The organism is Vibrio sp. T9 (genome assembly GCF_003123985.1).
GTDB lineage: Bacteria > Pseudomonadota > Gammaproteobacteria > Enterobacterales > Vibrionaceae > Vibrio > Vibrio diabolicus.
Genome location: NZ_NIGY01000004.1, coordinates 217,864 through 240,156 on the forward strand (window position 1 = coordinate 217,864; position 22,293 = coordinate 240,156).

The 22,293-nt window shown below is 44.0% G+C and carries 22 protein-coding genes; 11 read left to right on the top strand and 11 right to left on the bottom strand.

The genetic code is table 11. From position 1 onward, the window contains the following. The first annotated feature begins 89 nt into the window (after nt 1-89). Nucleotides 90-2,063 (top strand): acetoacetate--CoA ligase, encoded by a 1,974-nt coding sequence (locus CBX98_RS09795; RefSeq protein WP_109169099.1) that lies wholly within the window; start codon nt 90-92, stop codon nt 2,061-2,063. A 155-nt stretch (nt 2,064-2,218) separates the two neighbouring features. On the opposite strand, the gene CBX98_RS09800 is transcribed toward CBX98_RS09795, so the two are convergent. Next, the gene (locus CBX98_RS09800; protein ID WP_006742039.1) at nt 2,219-2,794 is read right to left on the bottom strand and encodes a class I SAM-dependent methyltransferase; all 576 of its coding nucleotides are present in this window, start codon (nt 2,792-2,794) and stop codon (nt 2,219-2,221) included. 171 nt (nt 2,795-2,965) lie between these two features. On the opposite strand from CBX98_RS09800, the gene CBX98_RS09805 reads away from it, so the two are divergent. Together CBX98_RS09805 and CBX98_RS09810 are read left to right on the top strand one after the other, a co-directional pair. Continuing rightward, nucleotides 2,966-3,844: a LysR family transcriptional regulator gene (locus tag CBX98_RS09805; RefSeq protein WP_006742040.1), complete on the top strand. Its 879-nt coding sequence runs from the start codon at nt 2,966-2,968 to the stop codon at nt 3,842-3,844. A gap of 176 nt (nt 3,845-4,020) precedes the next feature. Further along, nucleotides 4,021-4,917 carry a cation diffusion facilitator family transporter gene (locus CBX98_RS09810; RefSeq protein ID WP_005391129.1) on the top strand — a complete coding sequence of 299 codons (897 nt, stop codon included), beginning with the start codon at nt 4,021-4,023 and terminating at the stop codon, nt 4,915-4,917. A gap of 90 nt (nt 4,918-5,007) precedes the next feature. Here CBX98_RS09810 and yddG read toward each other — a convergent pair whose 3' ends face one another. Then, nucleotides 5,008-5,910: an aromatic amino acid DMT transporter YddG gene (yddG, locus tag CBX98_RS09815; protein ID WP_065646932.1), complete on the bottom strand. Its 903-nt coding sequence runs from the start codon at nt 5,908-5,910 to the stop codon at nt 5,008-5,010. A 120-nt stretch (nt 5,911-6,030) separates the two neighbouring features. Between yddG and CBX98_RS26275 the strand changes: the two genes are divergently transcribed. The 5 genes from CBX98_RS26275 to CBX98_RS09835 all read left to right on the top strand — a co-directional run bounded on the left by CBX98_RS26275 (nt 6,031) and on the right by CBX98_RS09835 (nt 10,303). Continuing rightward, a complete protein-coding gene (locus CBX98_RS26275) occupies nt 6,031-6,180 on the top strand; it encodes a hypothetical protein (protein WP_164673231.1) in 150 nt (49 codons plus the stop codon). Between the two features lie 12 nt (nt 6,181-6,192). Continuing rightward, on the top strand, nt 6,193-6,843 hold the full coding sequence (elbB, locus tag CBX98_RS09820) for an isoprenoid biosynthesis glyoxalase ElbB (protein ID WP_048625237.1): 651 nt from the start codon (nt 6,193-6,195) through the stop codon (nt 6,841-6,843). 333 nt (nt 6,844-7,176) lie between these two features. Further along, nucleotides 7,177-8,325, top strand: a complete 1,149-nt coding sequence (yiaY, locus tag CBX98_RS09825; RefSeq protein ID WP_109169100.1) for an L-threonine dehydrogenase — start codon at nt 7,177-7,179, stop codon at nt 8,323-8,325. A gap of 138 nt (nt 8,326-8,463) precedes the next feature. Beyond that, entirely contained in the window at nt 8,464-9,540 is a 1,077-nt protein-coding gene (locus tag CBX98_RS09830) for a PQQ-dependent sugar dehydrogenase (protein WP_109169101.1), read from the top strand. A 142-nt stretch (nt 9,541-9,682) separates the two neighbouring features. Beyond that, a complete protein-coding gene (locus CBX98_RS09835) occupies nt 9,683-10,303 on the top strand; it encodes an HAD-IA family hydrolase (RefSeq protein ID WP_109169102.1) in 621 nt (206 codons plus the stop codon). A 99-nt stretch (nt 10,304-10,402) separates the two neighbouring features. On the opposite strand, the gene CBX98_RS09840 is transcribed toward CBX98_RS09835, so the two are convergent. The 9 genes from CBX98_RS09840 to CBX98_RS09880 all read right to left on the bottom strand — a co-directional run bounded on the left by CBX98_RS09840 (nt 10,403) and on the right by CBX98_RS09880 (nt 20,522). After that, on the bottom strand, nt 10,403-10,882 hold the full coding sequence (locus CBX98_RS09840; protein WP_109169103.1) for a Dps family protein: 480 nt from the start codon (nt 10,880-10,882) through the stop codon (nt 10,403-10,405). A 300-nt stretch (nt 10,883-11,182) separates the two neighbouring features. Beyond that, the gene (locus tag CBX98_RS09845) at nt 11,183-13,183 is read right to left on the bottom strand and encodes a methyl-accepting chemotaxis protein (RefSeq protein ID WP_109169104.1); all 2,001 of its coding nucleotides are present in this window, start codon (nt 13,181-13,183) and stop codon (nt 11,183-11,185) included. 144 nt (nt 13,184-13,327) lie between these two features. Next, on the bottom strand, nt 13,328-14,536 hold the full coding sequence (locus CBX98_RS09850; RefSeq protein WP_109169105.1) for a hypothetical protein: 1,209 nt from the start codon (nt 14,534-14,536) through the stop codon (nt 13,328-13,330). After that, the gene (locus tag CBX98_RS09855) at nt 14,526-15,242 is read right to left on the bottom strand and encodes an ABC transporter ATP-binding protein (RefSeq protein WP_005391145.1); all 717 of its coding nucleotides are present in this window, start codon (nt 15,240-15,242) and stop codon (nt 14,526-14,528) included. Before CBX98_RS09855 ends, CBX98_RS09850 begins: the two co-directional genes overlap by 11 nt. After that, complete coding sequence (locus CBX98_RS09860) at nt 15,242-16,477, bottom strand: FtsX-like permease family protein (protein WP_109169106.1); 1,236 nt, start codon at nt 16,475-16,477, stop codon at nt 15,242-15,244. Before CBX98_RS09860 ends, CBX98_RS09855 begins: the two co-directional genes overlap by 1 nt. Continuing rightward, nucleotides 16,467-17,696 carry an FtsX-like permease family protein gene (locus tag CBX98_RS09865; RefSeq protein WP_005391149.1) on the bottom strand — a complete coding sequence of 410 codons (1,230 nt, stop codon included), beginning with the start codon at nt 17,694-17,696 and terminating at the stop codon, nt 16,467-16,469. The genes CBX98_RS09860 and CBX98_RS09865 overlap by 11 nt, the downstream gene beginning before the upstream one ends. 35 nt (nt 17,697-17,731) lie before the next feature. After that, nucleotides 17,732-18,478 (bottom strand): outer membrane lipoprotein-sorting protein, encoded by a 747-nt coding sequence (locus CBX98_RS09870; RefSeq protein WP_046873698.1) that lies wholly within the window; start codon nt 18,476-18,478, stop codon nt 17,732-17,734. Between the two features lie 117 nt (nt 18,479-18,595). After that, the gene (locus CBX98_RS09875) at nt 18,596-20,038 is read right to left on the bottom strand and encodes a sensor domain-containing diguanylate cyclase (RefSeq protein ID WP_046873699.1); all 1,443 of its coding nucleotides are present in this window, start codon (nt 20,036-20,038) and stop codon (nt 18,596-18,598) included. A gap of 142 nt (nt 20,039-20,180) precedes the next feature. Further along, the gene (locus CBX98_RS09880; protein WP_046873700.1) at nt 20,181-20,522 is read right to left on the bottom strand and encodes a ribosome alternative rescue factor ArfA; all 342 of its coding nucleotides are present in this window, start codon (nt 20,520-20,522) and stop codon (nt 20,181-20,183) included. 365 nt (nt 20,523-20,887) lie between these two features. Between CBX98_RS09880 and CBX98_RS09885 the strand changes: the two genes are divergently transcribed. From CBX98_RS09885 to CBX98_RS09895, 3 genes are all read left to right on the top strand, one after another. Continuing rightward, nucleotides 20,888-21,097, top strand: a complete 210-nt coding sequence (locus CBX98_RS09885) for a cold-shock protein (RefSeq protein WP_005375625.1) — start codon at nt 20,888-20,890, stop codon at nt 21,095-21,097. Nucleotides 21,098-21,188: 91 nt separating this feature from the next. Then, nucleotides 21,189-21,734 carry a YaeQ family protein gene (locus CBX98_RS09890; protein ID WP_005391156.1) on the top strand — a complete coding sequence of 182 codons (546 nt, stop codon included), beginning with the start codon at nt 21,189-21,191 and terminating at the stop codon, nt 21,732-21,734. After that, nucleotides 21,721-22,263, top strand: a complete 543-nt coding sequence (locus tag CBX98_RS09895) for a hypothetical protein (RefSeq protein ID WP_046873701.1) — start codon at nt 21,721-21,723, stop codon at nt 22,261-22,263. The genes CBX98_RS09890 and CBX98_RS09895 overlap by 14 nt, the downstream gene beginning before the upstream one ends. Nucleotides 22,264-22,293 lie beyond the last annotated feature (30 nt).

A 22,293-nucleotide genomic window follows, 5' to 3' on the forward strand; every position in this document is an offset into this window, starting at 1 on the left:
TATGACACGATATAATATCTAGCTTGTTTGACTTTATCGTGTATTCCTCTCAAACTAAAATCTGTTACCACTTTGTTATAGAGGGACCTATGCGCGAGAGCAGCAAAGTATGGCAACCGAGCGAAAGTCGTATCGAAGAAGCCAACATCACACAGTTTATTGAACACATTAATCGACAAGGAAATACCATTGAAAACTTCGCCGATCTGCATCAATGGTCACTCGATCATGTGGAAAAATTTTGGCAAGAAGTCTGGTTATTCTGCGACGTCATTGGTACTCAAGGAGAGACCGTAAAGGAGCAAGCAGAAAGTCGCTGGCAGCAACCCGTCGAAAATAGGGACATGAAATGGTTCCCAAACGCGCAGATTAACTACGCCGAAAACTTGCTAACCTACGCGTGTCACCAACCCGATGATCTCGCGATTTGGTTTGAAAATGAACGTGAAGAAAAGCAAACCTACACATGGAAACAATTGTGTGAAGAAGTTTCGAGTGTCCAGCAATGGTTGAAAGAATGTGGAATCAAGCAAGGTGATGTCGTAGCTGGCTATTTGCCTCACTTACCTCAAACGGTGATAGCCATGTTAGCAACCACCAGTTTAGGGGCAACCTGGACTTCTACCTCACCTGATTTTGGCGTTGAAAGCGTTTTGGAGCGCTTTGGTCAAGTGAAACCTAAAGTCCTGTTTACTTGTGATGGCTATACATTCAATGGCAAAACTTTCGATATGTCTGAGAAAAACCAGCACATTGCGGATCATCTTGATGGTCTTAAACAGGTTTGCCAAATTAGCTACCTGAAACCACACATTTTTGAATGCGACGTCTGCACTCAAGATTGGCAAAACGTCCTTAATCAATACACACCCGAAGCGCTGACTTTTACTCGTGTTAATTTTAACGATCCGCTATTTGTGCTCTATTCTTCAGGCACGACAGGCAAACCGAAATGCATCGTTCATTCCGTCGGCGGAACAGTGCTTAACCATTTGAAAGAGCACCAACTGCATTGCGACATCCAACCTAACGACAGAGTGTTTTATTACACGACCTGCGGCTGGATGATGTGGAACTGGCACGTTTCTTCACTCGCGAGCGGCGCATGTTTAGTAATTTTTGATGGTAGCCCTGTTTATCCCGCTCATAACGTGCTTTGGGACCTCGCTGAACAAGCCGAAGTGACGCTGTTTGGAACTTCGGCGAAATACCTAGAGGCATTGGAAAAAGTTTCTTTTTCTCCGCCGAAAAGTGATGCATTTCCAAGTCTGAAAACCATTTGCTCAACGGGCTCAGTTCTGTATCCAGAACAGTTTGATTATGTCTATCAGCACATTAAAGAAGATGTCCACCTCGCATCGATCTCAGGCGGGACAGACATTTGTGGCTGCTTTGTGTTAGGCAACCCTATTTCTCCCGTTTATCGAGGAGAGTGCCAATCAGCGGGATTAGGGGTCGATGTCAGAGTCTTTAACCCACAAGGTAATAGCGTAATTGGAGAGCGCGGTGAGTTGGTTTGTGCCAATTCATTGCCCAACTTCCCCGCTGGCTTTTGGAACGACACCGGGGAAAGATATCATCGTGCTTATTGGGATAAGTTCGACAATATTTGGCACCACGGCGACGATGTTGAACAAACCAGCGTTGGTGGATACGTGTTTTATGGTCGAAGTGATACCACGTTGAATCCCGGTGGCGTAAGAATCGGCACAGCCGAAATCTATCAGCAAGTGAACAGTATAGACGGTATTCTAGATTCCATCGCAGTAGGAAAAGAAGTCGATCGCAACGAACAAATATGGCTGTTTGTCCAATTAATGAAAGGGATAGAGCTCAACGACGAGATGATCGCCTCCATCAAAGCACAGCTAAAATCTGCATGTTCTCCAAGACATGTACCTAGTGCAATTTACGCAATAAGCGATATACCTAAGACCCGTTCGGGAAAATTGGTTGAGTTAGCCGTTAAGCAAGTCGTTAACAATCGGAGCGTAGAAAATTTAGGCGCAATAGCCAACCCTGAAGTATTGGAGGAGATACGCAGGATAGTCGCCCAAAAATAACCTCAGAACACTTGGTTGTTAGAGAACCACTTTGCTTACACCCGCAGCGACAGGTTGAAGAACAAGTGAGATTAACTTGAGTACATCCCCTCAACCGATAAGAAAAAAGCGAGCTAGGTAGCTCGCTTTTATCATGTGGTGTTCTTTATTCAGTATTAACGGCGACCAAGCCCCATTAATACCGACATCGTTTTACCGTCAGATGTAATGTCAAAAACGTGTTGCGATTCAACCTCAGTAAAACCTGCATCTTTCAAAGCACGTTTAGACTTCGCAAGGGTAAAACCGTCTTGTTCAGATTCTGCAATCCAATCAAAATGAACAAAGTAACCGCCGTGGTTAAGTAAAGAATGCGAGATTTTTAATGACGCGTCTAAGTCTTCCACAAACGCTAAAACTGACGATGCAACTACTAGGTCAAACTGTCCACGAAACGCTGGATGCTGAGCGACCAAGCCGCGAGACAATGCATCTACGACAGGTTCTACATTGGCAAGCTCTTTTTTATCGAGTTCTTCAATCATGGCTTCCGATGCGTCTAATGCTACGATGTCTTTAACCATCGGTGACAATCGTTGACTTAACTGCCCGGTTCCGCATCCAAAATCTAGTACTTTAATGCCATCAAGCTGAGTTAGCTGTTGTAACTGCTCAAACACCGACTGCGCAAATTGCTCTGTTGCTGGATTTGATTCCCAGTTTTTTGCTAAGCCGTCCCAATCTTGTGCCATCGTGGCCTCCATGTTCACTTTTTGTAACCCACATAGATTACCGCAAAACCGTTAAAAGACCATAGACTTATCTGGCGGATTCGCGTTTTTTTCGATAATCTTTCACGGCTTTGGGAGCACATCTGCATAATACCCAAATTATTTGAATTCATTTATTGGTTGTGTCAAATCATGAACTTAACTCAAGTAGAAGCCTTCTGCACCATCGCTGAGTGTGGTTCTGTTTCTGAAGCAGCAAGGCAACTCGATTGTAATCGCACCAAACTCAGTATGTCGATTAAGGCTTTAGAGAAAGATCTCAACGTTGAGTTGTTTACCCGAACTGGCAACCAGCTCACTCTCTCTGAAGCTGGGAAAGCCATTTACAAAGATTGCGAACACCTACTTATCATCGCACAGCGGATAAGAAAAACCTGTGCTCAAATCTCGGAAGGTTTTAACGCGGAAGTTTGGGTAGCACGTGACGACTCCTTACCTGATGATCTCTGGCAAGAGCTTTCTCATACATTGAATAACCGCTTCCCTTCCACAACCTTCAACTTAATCTTGGCATCCAGTGGCGACTTAGCCAACTTAGTCAGTACCCACCAAGTGGATTTTGCCTTTGGTGTTGATTATGAGCGCGTCGACGATCCTCGTATCGTGTATAACCCGCTAGGCAAGATACGTATGATGTCAGTATGCAGTGCAGAACATCGCCTAAGTAAGATGCGCCGAGTCTCAGACGAAGATCTACGCAGCCAGATGCAAGCGTTGATGGTGTACCTAAATGAGAAAGATAACCCTGAACTGCAGCCTTTCTCGACTCGATACATTGGCTTTTCGAGTTTTGACTACATGCTCAACACCATCTTAGAAGAAGACGCTTGGGGTGTACTGCCAGAACCATTAATCCGCCATTACCTTCGCCAGCAAAAGCTCGCCGTTATCAAGCATACATACGGATTGACACAAGAAGACTACTGTATGTTTTCACCTAACGGTCAAACTGAGCACCCAGCAATGACATGGTTAGCGGATAAATTGAGCGAGTATTTATTTGACTTCTAAACATTTTATCAGTGAGCGCCAATTTTATTGGCACCAAGTTCATACAGTAAGTCATTGTTTTATAAGAGTAAAAACAAAAACGCAACTTTTTAGATTAGAACCTGCTCACTTAGTGGTTGCCTAAATTACCTTATGCGAGAAGAATAGTAAGGTATTAAAATTTAAAGGCATCTTTTATGTGTGACAGGACAAGCAAAAACGAAAACCGTATTCTAACCATTTCAGCCCTTTTAGCATCTGGGTTCGCTGCTGGTGGTATGGTACTTGGCTTGCTTGTAGGATCAATTGTCATCGTTTTTGACGGTGTTTACTCTTTGGTCAGCTTACTGTTAACTTTATTGTCACTGGCCGCTTCCTACTATATTAACAAGCCCTCAAAATCTGTATTCCCATTTGGAAAAGCGGTCTTAGAGCCAATCGTTATTGCGATAAAAGCGGCTGTTATTTTAGTGGTTGTAAGCTTTTCTCTTTACTCTGCAATTTCCGCATTGATGTCCGGAGGCCGTGAAGTCGATGCTTCTATTGCCACTCTATTCGGCATCGTAAACGTCATCGGTTGTGGTTACGCTTGGTGGTTTATGGCTAAACGCAGCCGTCGCTTCTCATCAGGCTTGATTGAAGCAGAGAAAAAACAGTGGCAGATGGATACGCTATTAAGTGTAGCGGTGACGGTAGGATTTGTTGCTGCTTGGGTTGTATCACTAACGCCATTCGCTGAATATGCGGTTTATGCCGATCCTATGATGATGGTGCTAATGGGCTTCTACTTTCTGAAAGTTCCTTTTGATATGTTGGTTGGTGCACTACGTGAGCTACTAATGATGACACCAAGCAAAGAGCTATGTCAGGTCGTTGGCAATGATGTACTAGAGATAGAAAAAACATCTGACCACCAGCTAAAGTTAGCGGGTATCACTAAAGTGGGCCAAGAGCTTCGTATTAACATCGATTTGCACGTCGATGACGACACCATTGCATTGGATAAATTGGAACAAACTCGTACTCAGTTAACGAAACGTCTGTCGAAGCACAGATTCAAACTGCAACTCCATTTAAACGTCGCAAACTGTTAGAGCACGAAAGAAAAAGCTCCCGACCGAGGGAGCTTTTTTCTTTCTGTCATTTGAGCATACAGCGCAAAGATAAAACCAGATAATTTTGGTTTAACCTGCTGCTTCACGCTTCTCCTTGGTGACTACCCAACAAAGCAAAGAGCCCACCGTAACCATCACAACCCCCTGCCAAAAGCTCGGGCTCAACGTCACACCAAGAATAATGGAAGAAAATAGCGCAGAGAAAATGGGCGTAAAGTAAGAAAGTGTCGCGAGAAAGACCATATTTCCGCCAACAATCGCGATGTTCCACAAACCATAACCACCAGCCATCAACGCCGCAGAAGCCAAAAGGTAGCCCATTGCTTCCCATGAAAAAGTCATCTCTGGCTCATCAGCAAACGCATATTTCACCCATAACGAAACAGCAGTAGCAATGAAAAACAACGTAATCGCGTTATGTTTGGATTGCTGCCTCTGGGTTAAATTACAATAAAAGGCCCATATAACTGCTCCTGCGAAAGCCATAAAGTACACCAAAGGGTTACTACTGACATTGGACATAATCTGAGTAACGGATAAGCCATTTTCACCACTCACCGTCCACGCGACTCCGATAAACGCCAGCGCAACCGCTGGATAAAGCAGCCAGTTTGTTTTTTTGTTACTGCCTAAGACCGCAAACAAAACGGTGAGAGCTGGCCAAAGATAATTGACAATCGACACCTCAATAGCCTGCGCACGCGAGTTGGAATATCCCAGAGATAAAGCGAGAAATATTTCATAACAAACGAACATTGCGCCACCAAGCACGAGATACTTTGGAGAAAAGTACGATAACTTCGGAATGCCAACTACGATAAGAAGGAAAATAGAACTGAGAGAGTACAACATGGCCGCCCCGCCCACGGGACCTAGGCTCTCGGTAACTAACCTGGCAATGCCAAGTAAGCAACTCCAAGAGAGGATGGCAATACAACCATAAAGTGTGAAACGAAATTGCACTGATTTCATGTGACCTACCACTCACGAATGCCAAAGGAAACATCAGCTTAACTCAAAAATGATCAGGTTCAACGTACTGTTTTATAAAAATCAGTATAAAAATCACTCCATTACGCAGTTGGAGTCGATATGAAACATTTTCTGCCCTCGAGTGTTATGCTTACACCTTTTGTTGTGCGCTACTATGATGAAGAAGACGACGGTAGCGAAATCGCCGAAACTGATTCGAGCACTCAACATCTAAAAGAAACAGAGCAACAAACGGAAACCTCAGACTAAAGGAATTCTCAAATGAAAAAAGTCGCAGTTATCTTCAGTGGTTCAGGTGTTTACGATGGCACAGAACTACATGAAGCCGTATTAGCACTCCATGCCATTGAAAAAGAAGGTGCATCATGGCATTGCTTTGCTCCTAACATCGATCAATTACACGTGATTAATCATCTAACTGGCGAAGAGATGGACGAAACACGAAATGTGTTGGTGGAATCTGCACGCCTTGCACGTGGCAATATTGATGATGTTGCAAGATTGAATCCAGATGAGTTTGATGCCCTACTCTTACCTGGCGGTTTTGGTGCCGCTAAAAATCTCACTGACTTCGCAGTATCAGGGGCTGAGTGCTCGATTAATACACACGTAGCTCAAGCATGTCGCGCATTCGCTCATGCCAAAAAGCCAGCAGGTTATCTGTGTATTTCTCCTGTCATTATTCCGATGATTTATGAGCATGGCGTGAAAGGCACCGTAGGCAACGATGAAGCGATCTCGATAGCATTTAATCAAATGGGCGGTGAACACATCACTTGCTCTGTCGAGGATATCGTTTTTGATGAAACACACCTCGTTCTATCAACCCCAGCTTATATGTTGGCAGAGAATATCTCTCAAGCGGCATCAGGTATCGAAAAGTTAGTATCAAAGCTGATTGATATTGCCTAATTATTGATAGATAACTTATAAACCTACCTCCTATCCCCATTGATAGTTAAGTTATTAATGGGGATTTTTTATACTTTAGTCTAATTTAGAGATATATCCGTATTAGATATCAATTTTTGCCAATCGATTGCGTCACTGGTTTCATATTTGTTCTACTTTATATCTGTGTTGCACCTATACGCTGTGCAACAAGATCACTGTCACAGTTTTTCTCTTGCAAATACCTCTAAATAGGTAAACTTGCTTCAGATCAACTTCAATCTGGAAACGAGTGTGCGACAGTAAATGGCAAATTAAGAAAGATTATTAAAAATAACGACGGAGCTATCCAATATGACAAGTGCATTTTTTATCCCTACGGTAAACCTAATGGGCGCTGGTTGTTTAAAAGACGCAGCAGACAGCATCCAATCTCAAGGCTTTAAAAAAGGTTTGATCGTTACGGATAAGATCCTTAACCAAATCGGTGTAGTCAAACAAGTTCAAGACCTTCTCACTGAACGCGACGTAGCAACCGTTGTGTACGATGGCACTCAACCAAACCCTACTATCACCAACGTTAATGATGGCTTAGCTTTACTAAAAGAAAACGAATGTGACTTCGTTATCTCACTCGGAGGCGGCTCACCGCACGATTGTGCAAAAGGTATCGCTTTAGTGGCGTCAAACGGCGGCGAGATCGGCGATTACGAAGGCGTTGACCAATCCGCAAAACCAATGCTGCCTCTCGTATCAATCAACACAACGGCTGGTACTGCTTCTGAAATGACGCGTTTCTGCATCATCACAGATGAAGAGCGCCACATTAAGATGGCGATTGTGGACAAGCACACAACACCATTGATGTCAGTGAATGATCCTGAGTTGATGCTTGCTAAACCTGCGTCTCTTACTGCCGCAACAGGTATGGATGCGCTAACACATGCGATTGAAGCTTACGTATCTATCGCTGCGACACCAATCACTGACGCGGTAGCAATCAAAGCAATTGAACTGATTCAAGCTCACCTTCGCACAGCAGTGAAAAACGGTGAAAACCTTGAAGCTCGAGAGCAAATGGCATACGCACAGTTCATGGCAGGTATGGCATTCAACAACGCATCTCTTGGTTACGTTCACGCAATGGCGCACCAACTAGGCGGCTTCTACGACCTACCACACGGTGTATGTAACGCAATTCTTCTACCTCACGTACAACGTTACAATGCGCAAGTATGTCCAGAGCGTTTACGTGACGTTGCTAAAGCAATGGGTGTTGATGTTGAAGGTATGTCAGCAGAGCAAGGTGCTGCGGCGGCCATTGATGCTATCGTTGAGCTTGCTAAAGATGTCGGCATCCCATCAGGCATTAAAGAGCTTGGTGCGAAGCTAGAAGATATCCCAACCTTAGCGGACAACGCGCTAAAAGACGCTTGTGGTTTCACCAACCCGAAACAAGCAACGCACGAAGAGATCTCTAAGATCTTCGAAGAAGCGATGTAGGCTCGCTAAGTAAACAATTCTCTAGTCTTAATTCAATCCCCGATCTCGTATTGGGGATTTTTTATGTTCGCATACCCTGCCAAACGTCCTCTTTTAGTGTTAGTTTTTAAGTATCTTGGATTCATATTGGAAGGAACCATGAGAACTATCACTGCAACCCTACTCGCTTGCCTAGCTTTTTCTATCGATGCTGCGGAATATCGTGCTAATGAGGTTGCCAATGGGTTTCAAATCCCATGGGGAATTGAATTTCTCGATAAGCAACAAATGATCGTGAATGAAAAAAACGGCACCGTTTCATTACTTAATATTGCTTCGGGAAAACAGCAAATCCTCTTCAAAGTTCCGAATGTGAGCACCAGTGGGCAAGCTGGTTTATTAGATGTAGCTCTAGTGCCGAATACCGCTCCACAAAATCCACAACTTTTCTTTACTTACAGCAAACGTACCGATAAAGGAAATACTGTGGCCTTAGCGACCGCACAATTGAAAAACAATCAACTTGTGGATTGGAAAGACGTCTTTGTCGCCGACGCAATCACGGACACCAGCCGTCATTACGGCAGCCGTATTGCGTTTGTCGATGACAAGGTTTACTTCTCAATTGGGGACCGTGGCGAACGTAATAATGGGCAAGACACTCAAACCCATGCAGGCACTATTCTTCGCCTCAACCTTGATGGCTCGGTACCACAAGATAATCCATTCAAGACTTCTGAGGCTCGCCCTGAAATATGGAGTTACGGGCACCGTAACCCACAAGGCATGTTTTACGACAAAGCAACAAAACAGCTTTGGTCGATTGAACATGGCCCTCGTGGTGGTGATGAAATCAACCTGATTAGGAAAGGTGCAAACTACGGCTGGGCAAAGGTCTCTCAGGGTAAAGAGTATTGGGGACCGTTAGACGTTGGAGAAGCGAAAAGCTTACCGAATATGGAAGACCCCAAGTTGGTTTATATTCCGTCTATCGCGCCAAGCAATATGGTGGTGTATCGTGGTGATAAGTACCCAGAGTTGGATGGAAAAATCCTCGCCGGTGCCTTGAAGCTGGCGCACATCAACGTGGTTTCTATTGAGAATGGCAAGCTCACCGAATCAAAAAGATTGATGGAGAATCTTGGCGAGCGAGTCAGAGATATCACCATCAGTCCGGATGGCTATGTCTATTTTTCAACAGATACAGGCAAAATTTTCCGTCTTGAAGAGAAGTAATCAAACACCAACATTATTGAGACTATTTAAGTTGTGACGTATCAGTGATTTATTTTCGTACAAGTAACACGTTTGAATCTAAAATTAACAATAACCTTTTGTTTTTAGAAAGATAGCTTGGTTTAAGTCGTACGAGGTCATCATGGTTCCTTTTCCATTAAAACTTGAAAGAGTCAAAGCCGTTATTTTCGACTTAGACAATACGCTCGTCAGCTCCGATATGAACTTCAAAGATCTTCGTCAGCAACTAGGCTGTCCACAAAACGAAGATTTATTGGATTTTGTTGATAAGCTTGACCATCCACATCAGAGAGAGCATGCCCATAATGTCATCTTTGATCATGAAATTTCTGATGCTGAGCAGTCATCTCCGATGTTGGGTTGCCACGAGCTTTTAGCATACTTACATCAGCATAAAGTTAAAACCGCGATAGTAACGCGCAACTGTTTGATCGCTACGCAGCGTAAGTTGGAACATAACCGAATTGATGTTGAACATGTCCTCACTCGTGAATGCTATCCAGCAAAACCTGATCCTTTATCACTCCAAGTCCTAGCTAAAGAGTGGCGATTAATGCCAGATGAAGTACTTTATGTGGGCGATTTCCTTTATGACCTACAAGCCGCATACAACGCCCAAATGCCATCCTGCCTTGTTCACCACAATACGACTGCACAATTGCGCGACTCCGCATCTCTTGCTGTAACAGAACTGACCGATTTACTCGAACATTTTCAGTCTTTTAAGCACATTCACGACTAACTAGGTACTTTCATAAACAAAAGGAGCACTCACGTGCTCCTTTGACTTATTCCCGATTTATTTATGCGTCCCCAAGTGAGTGCTTGGGTGATGCGTTGCTTAGCCTTGTAGGTAGGCGTTAAGCATCCACATAAGTTTTTCTTGCTCACGGATGTAATCACCCATCAATGCCGCTGTACCTTCGTCATCTGCTTCACCCGCGTTTTGTAGAATCTCACGCTGTTTTAGAAGTAGAACGCTAAAGCCTTGAACCAGACCTTGTACACACTCCTCACCAGAAGTCGCGTTTTGATGTTCTTTAATTTCACTTGCTTCCAAGTAGTGGCTGAATGCGTGCGCTGGCGTATGACCCAAAGTTAGAATACGCTCTGCAAGCTCATCGATTTTTGTTTGTAGATCAGTGTAAATCTCTTCAAATTTTACGTGCAGTTCGAAGAATTGCGCACCTTTAATGTTCCAGTGGTAACCGCGAGAGTTCATGTACAACACTTGGTAATGCGCTAGCAGTTGATTTAGCTGTTGAGCTAGTTGTGCTGATTGTTCGCTGTCTAGACCAATTAGGCTTACTTGTTTGTTCATAATCTTGCTCCTAGAAGGATGATACCAATCGTAGTAACGAACGATTCTCTTACCGGGATTGGTATAAAGTTTAAAAATTCTTTTGCAGTATTTGCTGCCGATGGAGTCATATTACGACTCAGGCTCGGCGAAGAAAATTTGGTTTTAGCTATGATTTAAATAGCCAAATCCAATGAGCAAGTAGACGAATATCGGCGTATCATCCAACAAAAAGCCCCAACCCTTTTTGTGTAAAAAGGATTGGGGCTTTTTTACTATTTGGTTAACGAGCAAAAGTCGATGAACAGACGTAAACCTTATCTACGCCGTTTTAAAAGTTGCCATCTGTTGATTCAGCTCGGTAACTTGCTCTTTTACTTGCAATGATGTCTCTGATGCACGTTGGCTGTTATTCGAAACCTCATCCACTGATTGAGTAATATCGGACATTAATCCAGTGATGGAATTGGTCGCATGAGATTGCTGCTCTGCCGCTGCCGCAAGTTCTGCCATTTGTTCATTCAAAGAACCAATTTGTTCAGTAGTGACGAGCAAACGAGTTACCGCTTTTTCAATGTGCTCAGCGCCCTGCTCCGCAAGTGATTGGCTGTGTTCAATCTCCTCAACCACCGAATTGGTCGAGCGTTGAATCGCATTGATGATACCGTTGATTTCTGTCGTCGATTGAGTAGTGCGAGTCGCTAACATACGTACTTCGTCCGCCACGACCGCAAAGCCTCGCCCTTGATCACCCGCACGCGCCGCTTCTATCGCCGCATTCAATGCCAATAAATTGGTTTGCTCTGCCAAGCCTTCAATCACTTCAGTAACTCGACCAATGGCTTCGCTCTCTTTGCTTAACTGCGTCACTTGCGTACTCGCGGTTTCAATGCTGCCATGTAAGCTTTCCATAGTGACTTTGTTTTGCTCTAAAGCATCACGACCTTGTTCAATCTCGCCTTTTGAATCAGAAAGCTTCTGCACCGATTGATTGGCTTGATCTAAGGTGTTACGCGCGGCTAAAGCGATTTCATCCAATTGGCTTCCCATTTCAACAATGCTGGTCTGTTGCTGTTCCACATTCGATGAGGTGACTTGCGCCGATTCCAACAAAGCCCCCATACTGGTATCCACTTGGTGCGCTTTCTCACTCACCCCTGCCACAATGCTCGCTAACGATTGGTTCATGCGGTTAATCGAATCGGTAAGGTCTGCCAATTCATCTTTCCCAACAACAGTGAGCGGAGGTTGAGAAACGTCCCCTGAAGCGATCGTCTTGGCTCGCTCCGATAAGTTTTTCACTCGGCGACCAATGATATTGCCCATGTATTTTGAAATCGCTACCGCGGCAAACAAAACCAACGCTGCCGCAATCAGCATGGTGGTGAGTACGTTTTTGATCGACTGATTAATACCCTGTCCACTTTGATCTGCACGACTTTGTTGAGCCAATACGATCGTTTCTAAACTTTGGTCTAGGGCATCCGCTGCTGGCAACAGTTCGTTCGCCATCAGCAAGTTTGATTCGTTCCACTCTGGCGACTGACGCAATGCAATCACCTGCTCTGCTAAAGGAAAGTACAGTTGCTGCATTTCTTTAAACAGTGACCACAGTGATTGGTCGTTATCAGTAAGTCTGTCGAGTTTGCTGTCGATTTCCGCCACAGACTGATTGTGGTACTTAATCAAGTCGTGGTATTTGTCCAGATGATCTTGCTGCCCGTACAACAGGAAATCACGCAGAGCAGACAGAGCATTGGCGAGCGAGGTATAACTGTCGGCGTAAACTTTAAACAGACGTTTTCTGTCTCCACCAAATGGGTTTCCTGACTCTTCATTGATTAAGCTTTGAAGCTGATCAAGTGCCACTTCTGCAATGGGTGCCGCTTCGTTAATAAAGAGGTTGTGCGCGGGTAAGTTCTCATCACTGTGGCTAAGTTCAATCAGCTTGTTTAGAGAGACTTTTACCACGTCCCACTGGCTTTGAATCGCTTGAAAATCCTGTTCAGAGATCAAAGCCTGCAACGTTGGAAGCGACTCGTCTGTTGACGCCATGATATTGCGTACGTCCTCACTTAGACGTGCGCTCGCCTCTTCATCGCCACCTAGCAACATGTAGGCTCGAATAGAGGACAGCGACGCTTGAACGGACTGTTGGATACCGCGACTGGTGTCTACGGTCGGTAAATCGGATTTAAGTAACGAAGAGGCGTATTGCTCTACGATAGTGACGTTGCGATACGTGAATACCGCTGATGCCATAAAAAGTACGGCTAGCAGCACAAAACTGAGCTGCAACTTCCCTGATATCGTAAGGTTCATCCATAAACTCCTGACAACGATGAGCCTTAAATATAACGATGTTTATAAAAATGTTAAATGCTTGTATCAAAAACAACTTCAGAACAAGGCATTATTTGTGATTGATTGCATTATTTAGGGATAGCAGCTAAATGAAAGGCATCTCTAGTAACTATACCGGATATTAGCAAACACCAAAGTTGCAGGTGTTTCTCCAAATAAGCTGCCGTCCGTACCGTTAAAATGTTGAACTACAGTTAGCAGTTGCCAATTATCACTGAGTGAATAGCTGCTGGATAATCCAGCAAAGTAAGAGCCATCATCATAGTAACTAGCCGATAAGGTGACGCGGTTGAGCGCCGTTAAGTCGAAGCTAGCATCGGCATAAACAGTATGCTCCGTGAAGCTCAAGGTTTTCGCAGAGAGAGGGAGGTTTAGGTAAGTTAATGCGCTGCTCGCTGGCTTTGGTTCAGAAATAAACAACCAAGCCCCTCTCACCATCCAGTTACGCACACCACCAAAACTGTAATCTGACTCCAAACTAGCGACTGTCGTATCCTCAGTAGGCTGACCTTGACGCTCTGTATCAATAGGATCAAACCAGCTTAACTCGCCTCTAAGCCCGGCTTGATAGATATCAGTCGCGAACCCTGCTCCAAGAACATAGTCTTGCCGAGATCGACCCGCAATGATTTGATAGTCCCAACCAGAAACGTTGGAGAAATATCGTAGTGACGTGCTGTTTTCTTTAGACTGCTTTGACGGAGAGAAAACGAGATCTAACCCATCGGCAAACCCAAGTTTTTTACTCGCCATGACAGCGTCGGTGCCCGCCCGCTCTTCGTAATCAAAGTCGTAAATAGAATAGGCGTTGTAGATGTCGTTTGGGTTCCAAATGGTGTTCATTGACCAGTTGACCCGGAACCGCCCTAACCTTGCCCCCCAATCTTGGTCACTCCAAGAGACGTAGAGTCGATCCAGTTGGGTATTGAGGATTACATTATCTTCTCGCCAGTTTTTGCTTAGATCAAAATACCCATTATCAAGCGCCACGAGTTCCGCATATTGAGGAATCTCAAGCGCATCGCCCCACAATGCTCTATTCCTGATACCAAGATTTATTCGCCATTCAGGAGAAAAGCGATATTCAACGTTAATCCGGTTATGGAGTAGATGGTCAAGGGTATTACTCTGCTCGTCAGGCATACTATAGGTCGCCATGTATTTCACATAGCCATTGATATCCCATGCTTTTTCAGGCTCCAAACCCGGTACGCTGGCATTAGTTTTAATGCAAATTACCGCAGGACTTGATGCAAAAATAAGCCGCAATAACTTGGATAGTAAGCTCACGCCTTCTACTCTACCACGCATGGCTCTTCTCTATGGTGTTATCAATGTTGGCAAAATCTCGTGCCAAACGCCCGTCCTCAAATACTATGATTCGATGTGCGCGCTTAATAACTCTAGGATCATGGGTAGAAAAGATAAATGTCGTGCCTTCTTTTTCGCTGAGTTGTTCCATTATATCAAGCAGCTCGGCTGTACTTTTTGCGTCTAAGTTGGCGGTAGGCTCATCTGCCATTACAAACCTTGGTTTTGGTGCCAATGCTCTTGCAACCGCAACTCTCTGTTGTTGGCCTCCAGACATTTTACTCGGACGTTTATGCATCTGCTGTGATAATCCAACCTGTTGCAGTAGCGCGCTGGCGCGTTCACGACATTCCCTTTCTGTTTTCCCTTGCAATTGCATAACAAACTCGACGTTTTCAAGAGCTGTCAGTACGGGGAGCAGGCTATAATCTTGGAAGATAAAGCCAATGTTATCGCGCCGATAAGCGATCAACTCTTTTTCTGACATATCAGAGATTAAGCATCCATCAATTTCCACGCGTCCTGATGTAGGCGAATCGATCCCGCCCAACATGTTTAGTAGCGTCGTTTTCCCTGAACCAGAAGGTCCCATAATAGCGACAAACTCACCTTGCTTGATCTCCAAATCTACGCTCTGAACCGCATGTACCGGGAAGTCACTCTTTGGGTTGTACGTCTTGGATAAGCCTTCCAATTTAATCGTCATTACGTTTTCTCCGCCATGGCATCCGCAGGTCGATGCTTGAGAATTTGCCTTGCTGGATACAAAGCCGCAAATAAGCTCGCGACAAAAATAGCCACAATAATCAATTGATATTCATAAAACGACACTCTTGGATAAAGCAAGGTATCGACGCCATAAGCACCTAACCCATCAGCAAGTGCGCCAAGCGATAAGCCAGTAATACTCAGTATTTTCAACATGACTGCGCTTCCTAATAACCCTAGCGCGCAACCACTCAAACCAAGGAATAGCGTTTCCAAAATAATCAGTGTGCGAATTTTATGCTGCTGCATGCCAACCGCCATTAACACCCCAAACTCTCTCGTTCTTTCAAAAACTGACATCAGCATGATGTTGATGATTCCGAGAGTCATGGCAAGTACGAAAACGACCAACATAATTTGGTTAGAGATATCCATTGAGCTCATCATTGTTGCGAGTAAAGGCTGTATTTCTTGCCATTTTCTCACGACCAATTGTTCACGGTTGGCTTGTGGCAATATTGATAACGTAAATGCCTCTGCACTTTCTAGCTGTTCAGTCTCGTTGGAGTTCAACAAAACGCCAATTTCATGCGCACCCGACAAGCCTGCGATTGTTTCGAGATCGACTTTACGGACGTAGACATTACCGTCATCAAACGTGGTGGATGGCGTTTTAAAAATACCTCGAACGCGAAAAGCTGCGCCAGATACATCACCCTTGATGTCAGATAATGTTAAAACCACTTTCGATCCAACACGCAGCTTCAACCGATTTGCGGTTTTTTGCGAAACAAGAATGGGGTTTCTTCCCACTTCGTTTAACCATTCTCCGTCTATCACATGGCTTTTAAGCGGTGTGATACTTTGCTCTTGTTCAATATTGATGCCATTGATCCGAACGCCTCTCGTACTACGCGCAGAAGCAATCATGCCATCAGCAAGAAATCGCGCCGATACCGCTTTAACATCTTGATGTGCAGCCAAAGCGGCCGTTATCGTTTGATAATTCGTTATTGTGTCACTAAGGTCAGGATTATTAAGGTAGGATTTCTGATGCACTTGTAGATGACTGGTTTGCCACGCAATCGCGTTTTTGATCATGCTGTCGACCAAACCGTTCATGAATCCAATCATGGCAACAACGCCCATTAAGCCGAACACCATCGCTCCCAGCATAATGGAAGTTCTGAGCTTGTTCCGCCATAAATTACGCCACGCCAATTTAATCAACATGCGCGCCTCCTTTTAGCCCACTAGCAATGGGCAAGCGAAGAAGTCTAGCCATCGGATACATCAGACATAACGATAAAATAACGAGAACGACAAGAATTTGATCCATTAACAAATAAGGGTCTAGCGAAACAGGTACGATTGGTTCAAAGCCACTCTCCAGCATCACTTGTGCAGCATCGCCAGTAATCTCAATCGGATTGATATAGAAATACGCAAGCACAGGCGCGCTGATCAAGACACCGAGCACAAGACCAATAACGGAGATAAACATCGATTCAATGGCGACGAGCCCCATAAGCTTGCTGCGCAACATACCCGTCGCGAGCATCACCGCAAATTCACGCTGGCGCTCTAACGTCATCATCAAAATCGTGGCAAACAGGCCAAAACCAACAATGCCGTACAAGATATAGATCAAAAAGATCCCACCCGCTTTGTCCAAGGCTATCTGTTGAGAAAGTTCTGGCGACAGCTCCTGCCAGCTTTTTACTGCGACGCCATTCCCGTAGTGGCGCTTTAGTTGTTTAACAATGTCAGGCAACACGCGTAAACTTTGAGTGTTAAGGACCCATGCGGTGACTTGGTTATCAAGCGAATACAACGCTTGTGCGGTATCAAGAGGCATGTAGACCAACTGAGAATCTAACTGCTGCAAAGGAAAGTGCAAAATACCGGACACCTGATACAGTCCAGCCGCCGTTTGACCACGATAACCCGAACCATACAACACCAGTTCATCACCAACGTTCAAATGAAGGTAGTTTGCCAAGCCCTCACCAACAAGCACCGAGTTTTGTCCAGATGCAATAAAGCGCCCTTGTACGATTTTGTCACTAATGCTGGAGTAGCTATCTTCAGCGTCAGGCTCAACGCCAAGCACCATCACGCCTTTGGATCGTTCGTCTTTGGCGGCAAGCGCAAATGACTCAATTCTCGGCAGAACGATGTCGATATCAGGATTATTTTTGGCAGATGCAATGAACGCAGGCGTTTGAGGAAGGACATCATCAATGCTAGAGGAGTCCCCAAAATCGGGATGTTGTAGCTGAATTAATCCCGTATAGAACTTCGCAGCGTTTTTAATATTTGAGGAGTAACTTCCTTCTTGGAACGCTCGAGTCAGTAAGGAGAGAAACAGAACAAGAGCTAACGCAGAAGCGGTTAACAATGTCCGCCGTTTTTGCCGCCATAGATTTCGCCATGCGAGCTTGATGAGCATCCGATTCTCACCTCTTATCTAAACCAAAATCCACCCTAATCTCGCAGAGCCTTCATTTGCTGCTGGGAGAAAAAGTCATCATCGATATCAAAATCAAATTGCGCTTCGTGCGTAATCAAAACCGTTTTATTTCCTGGTTTATCTATCGGCTGCATCTCCATGCGAGTCGCAACGTCTCGCCCACCCAACGTTTTCACATCGTAAGTCGTCAAAACATTTACCAGTTCATCAAATTCATCGTAAAACTCGACTTTGCGCTGTAACAAGCTCGTTTGAGAAATCCACAGTCTGACTTTGCTCCAAACCACTGGGGCGTCAGGCTTGGCAAGTGCATCAACTACCCAAACTTTGTCGCCATCAAAGGTTTCACTTTGAAGCAGTTGATGTTGATAATCGACAACAATAGAAGATTGGTTAATTAAATCATCATTCGTGAAGTCTGATCCCATCCAAGACTGACTGAGCATGGATGGCGCAATTTTAATCACTCGCTCTATACTCGGCACCCAATTCCACATTTCTCTATGACGTTTTAACGAGGCGCTACCTTTATCTTTCGCCGGAGCAGTCACCAAGACCAAAGATAATTCCGTACCTTTCGTCCAACTCTTCATGGTCATTGAACGTGACCAGTCAGGGCGAACAATTTTCATGGTGGCTTCGCTATAACTGGATTTTCCGCGCATCGCTTGATCAGACTTTTGGACTATATCGAAAGCGCTCTCAGCGTAAGAAAAAGAAGAGAGAAGTACACAAGCGAGAACACAAAACGTTTTATACATACCTTCCCTTTGTACCGACACGACCTAGAATTTGAAGCTAAACGGGTATAATAATTTTAAATTCAATTGAGTATAGCAAGTGAGGATTTAGAAATAGCGATTGGTGACTCAAAAACGCTAAGGGACTTGACGAAGCTCAGGTTGAACCTGGCTGTCTGTTATGACTTGAAACACAGCGCGATTTTTACCTTCAGACTTACCTTGATACATCAGTTGATCAGCGTCTTGTAAATTCACGATGTGAGTAAATTCAGGGTAGTATGCGCAGCCTAAGCTAATGCTCAAATGAATCGCTTGCCCGCCAAGGATAATAGGTTGTTCGTACACGGCTTTGCAGAGCATTTGAGCAAAGTTGCGCGCTTCTCGCTCAGAGAGCGATGCCGTCACGAGTGCGAACTCTTCTCCGCCAATTCTCGCCAATGTCATACGTTCATCAGTCATTGATTTTGCTGTTTCAGCCACGGCCACTATCGCTCTATCTCCGACAAGATGACCGTATTGGTCATTAATTGATTTAAAATCATCAATATCAAATACCATTACCGTCAAGCTTCGCTGCAAGTGATTCAAGAGCGCCAATTGTTCAATCAAGTGTCTACGGTTGTAGAGTTTTGTTAGGGAATCCGTTAACGTCATCTCCAGCAATTGCTGGTTAGCAATCGTCAATTGTCTTGTGCGCAGCGCAACCATGCGTTTGAGTGCGAAGATATGATACAGCGTCGCGACCGCCATAACGAAAATCGCAATAGGTAGGAGATAAAGAGGATAGACCGTTTTCACCACACTCCACCGATTGAGGATCCTTTCTCGATCTGTATCGATAACTTTTTCAAACGCTCGAGAGACATCCAAAATGGAAGCAGAACTATGCAACCCTGCTGCAATCCGAAGGTCTTTACTATATAAATTTATTACAGGAACAAACATGCCTGCTCCCGGCATAGTTGCCATATAAAAGTTAGCAACTTGAAGGTCCGCGACAAAATACAGCACCTTCTTATCGACAGCAGCCTGTATCATCGTGTCGTTATTGATGTATTCCGCGATAGGCGCATTAGGATAATTCGTCTTAATAAACTCAGACTCGTAACTTCCTTTAACGACACCAATTGGCAACGTCATTTCACCAGCTAAAACACTTTTGACATCAATCGAAAGCACGTCTTGATTGACATATAATTTAGTTTGAATGGGCATGATAACTGCGCCAAAATCCAAGTAATCGGCTCTTTCCGATGAGTAAACCAATCCCGCGTGAAAGTCAGCACGCCCCTCTTTTACGGCCTGTAAAGAAGCCTCCCAATCAAGAAGCAGAAACTGAACATCAATTTGGTTGTCCGCCGCATACGCTTTCCAGAAGTCGATCAAAATGCCTTTGGGTTCACCGTCTGGGCTAAGGTAAGAAAATGGCTTCCAAGCTTTGGAGTTAGCAACAATTAAAGAATGAGACTCTGACTTGTGCGCATACGTCATCGGGCAAATAGACAGCCATAGTAGTAACAAAGAAGCACACGCTTTTGTACACTTGCAACCATAAGTACCATAACTCGTCGATGACATACCTACTTCTCACCAGTCTTTTTAAACCATAATCTCGGCTGTTTTGTCTGATCTAAAGATATAGCAGAGCGGTGTCGGACAGGAAGCGGCTCCTATTGATATGAATCTAACTTAGTAGGTTTTAGTACTTATTTGGTACTTTTCAGCGTCTAGTTTTAAGAAGAAAGCTAGCCAGTATAAGGTGAGGTAAGAGTGATTTAACTAACACTAACCCATTGAATTTGAATAGTTTGATAAAAACCAGCTTCAATAAAAAAGCCCTATTCAAAATCCACATCGGGGAGAACTTTGAATAGGGCTCTTTGCCTCTATGCTTCATTTTCCGACTGAAGCTGCCTTTACCTTTTTTCGCTTTTACGACACGTGTTCTGAACAATTGACTGGTGACAACCGCTTTTAACGCATTGTCCTTGATTTCACCTCTGCCGAAATCGGTCTCGTGTTGTAACTCATTCGGCTGAGGACTGGTTTTAGGTTTTGCCATAAATCCTCCTTAATGGTCGAACCAGATTGGACAATAATTATATAAATAAGTCAAATTTATAGATTTAGTTGAATTTTATGCTGAAAAACTTCACATCACCGTCATTTATTTGAAATTTAATCAAAAACATGCTGGTTAAATAGTGACTAAATACAAATATTTGTCCATAAAGCACTAATATATGTTGACTCTTCGTGGAATTAACCTAGACTCAAACACGGCTAGAAAGAAAGTTCTTTGTTTTCACATTTCGTTGGATTACTTGTAACCCGTCGTCCTGTGGTACGCAATAGCAATTTATTTTTCCACGCTATAAGCGCCGTTGAGGCGAAAGATTACATTATTTAGATATTTAGGAAATAGACATGTCTAACACAGCTACTGGCACAGTTAAGTGGTTCAACGAAACTAAAGGCTTCGGTTTCATTCAACAAGAAAACGGTCCTGACGTATTTGCTCACTTCTCTGCAATCACTGGTGACGGCTTCCGTACTCTAGTTGAAGGCCAGAAAGTAGAATTTGTTATCTCTCAAGGTCAAAAAGGCCCTCAAGCAGAGCAAATCAAAGTACTTTAATTCTTAAAGAATTTGATACGATAGCCAGCTTCTAAAGCTGGCTATTTTTTTGTCTATAACTTATTTTTGCCAACAAAAACGATATAAATCCATGGCTCTTAAACCGACTATTTATAAATTTCGTATCGCCATTTCCGATATGAATAACGACTATTACGATTCTAAAAATCTAACTATCGCCCTTCACCCTTCAGAAAAACCTCAACGAATGCTGGCTCGTGTTTTAGCTTACTGCTTAAACGCTCAAAGTAATTTAGAGTTTACGAAAGGGCTTTCTACAATTGAAGAGCCTGATTTATGGCATGTTGGCGATGATCAAAGCATTACTCACTGGATTGAAATTGGCGAACCAGAACCAGAAAGAATCAAGAAAGCCTCTCGCCTAGCAAAGCATGTGAAAGTTTACACTTATAACACTAAAGCGACGGTATGGTGGGATAAAATGTCAGGAAAGTTCTCAATGCTTCCCGTCAATGTAGAAAGCTTTGACTACGACGCTATCGACTTGATTTGTCAGCACCTTGACCGAGGCACTAGCCTTTCTGTTATGATTACCGGCAGCTCTATTTTTGTTGATATCAACGATCAACACGTCGAAGTAACGGTGAAGGAACTAAAAAGCCATGACGTCTCTTAGTGAACTGAGTCAAGAGATGGGATTCAAAGAAATTCCCTTCGTTAAAGAACATAAAGCGGCAAAGCGACGTTGGTTAAAAGAACAGTCACAACTGTTTACAAAAGTTTGTGAGAACAAACCCGCCACGGCGCCTACTCTTCACCTGCTTGGTCTTTTGACTAAGTCGCATATTGAAGCCAGCGCTAACTATGAGCAACACGCGCACTCTGCCCAGCAAATGCAGCAAGTGCTGACTGACTCCTTGGGTGATGAGCACGCGGATAAGTTCACTAACCAGTCCGCAGAAGACCTTATCTTGATAACCCACCTTTGGCTTTATACTCAAGGCTATTTGAATATGGACTTTAGCTTGGCGCACGATCATGCCGAGCAAACTCAGAATACATTGCAACACGAGCTTGTTGTAAAACGCATGGATGTTGATGCATTCAGAACCGAACTGATGCAAAGCTTTTATCTAGGTAGAGAAGCCAGTCCAGCTTCGACTAGCGGCTTTTGGGGCAAGTTAAAACGCTTATTTTCCGCATAAAATACATGGTTTTATCCATTTCAAACAACT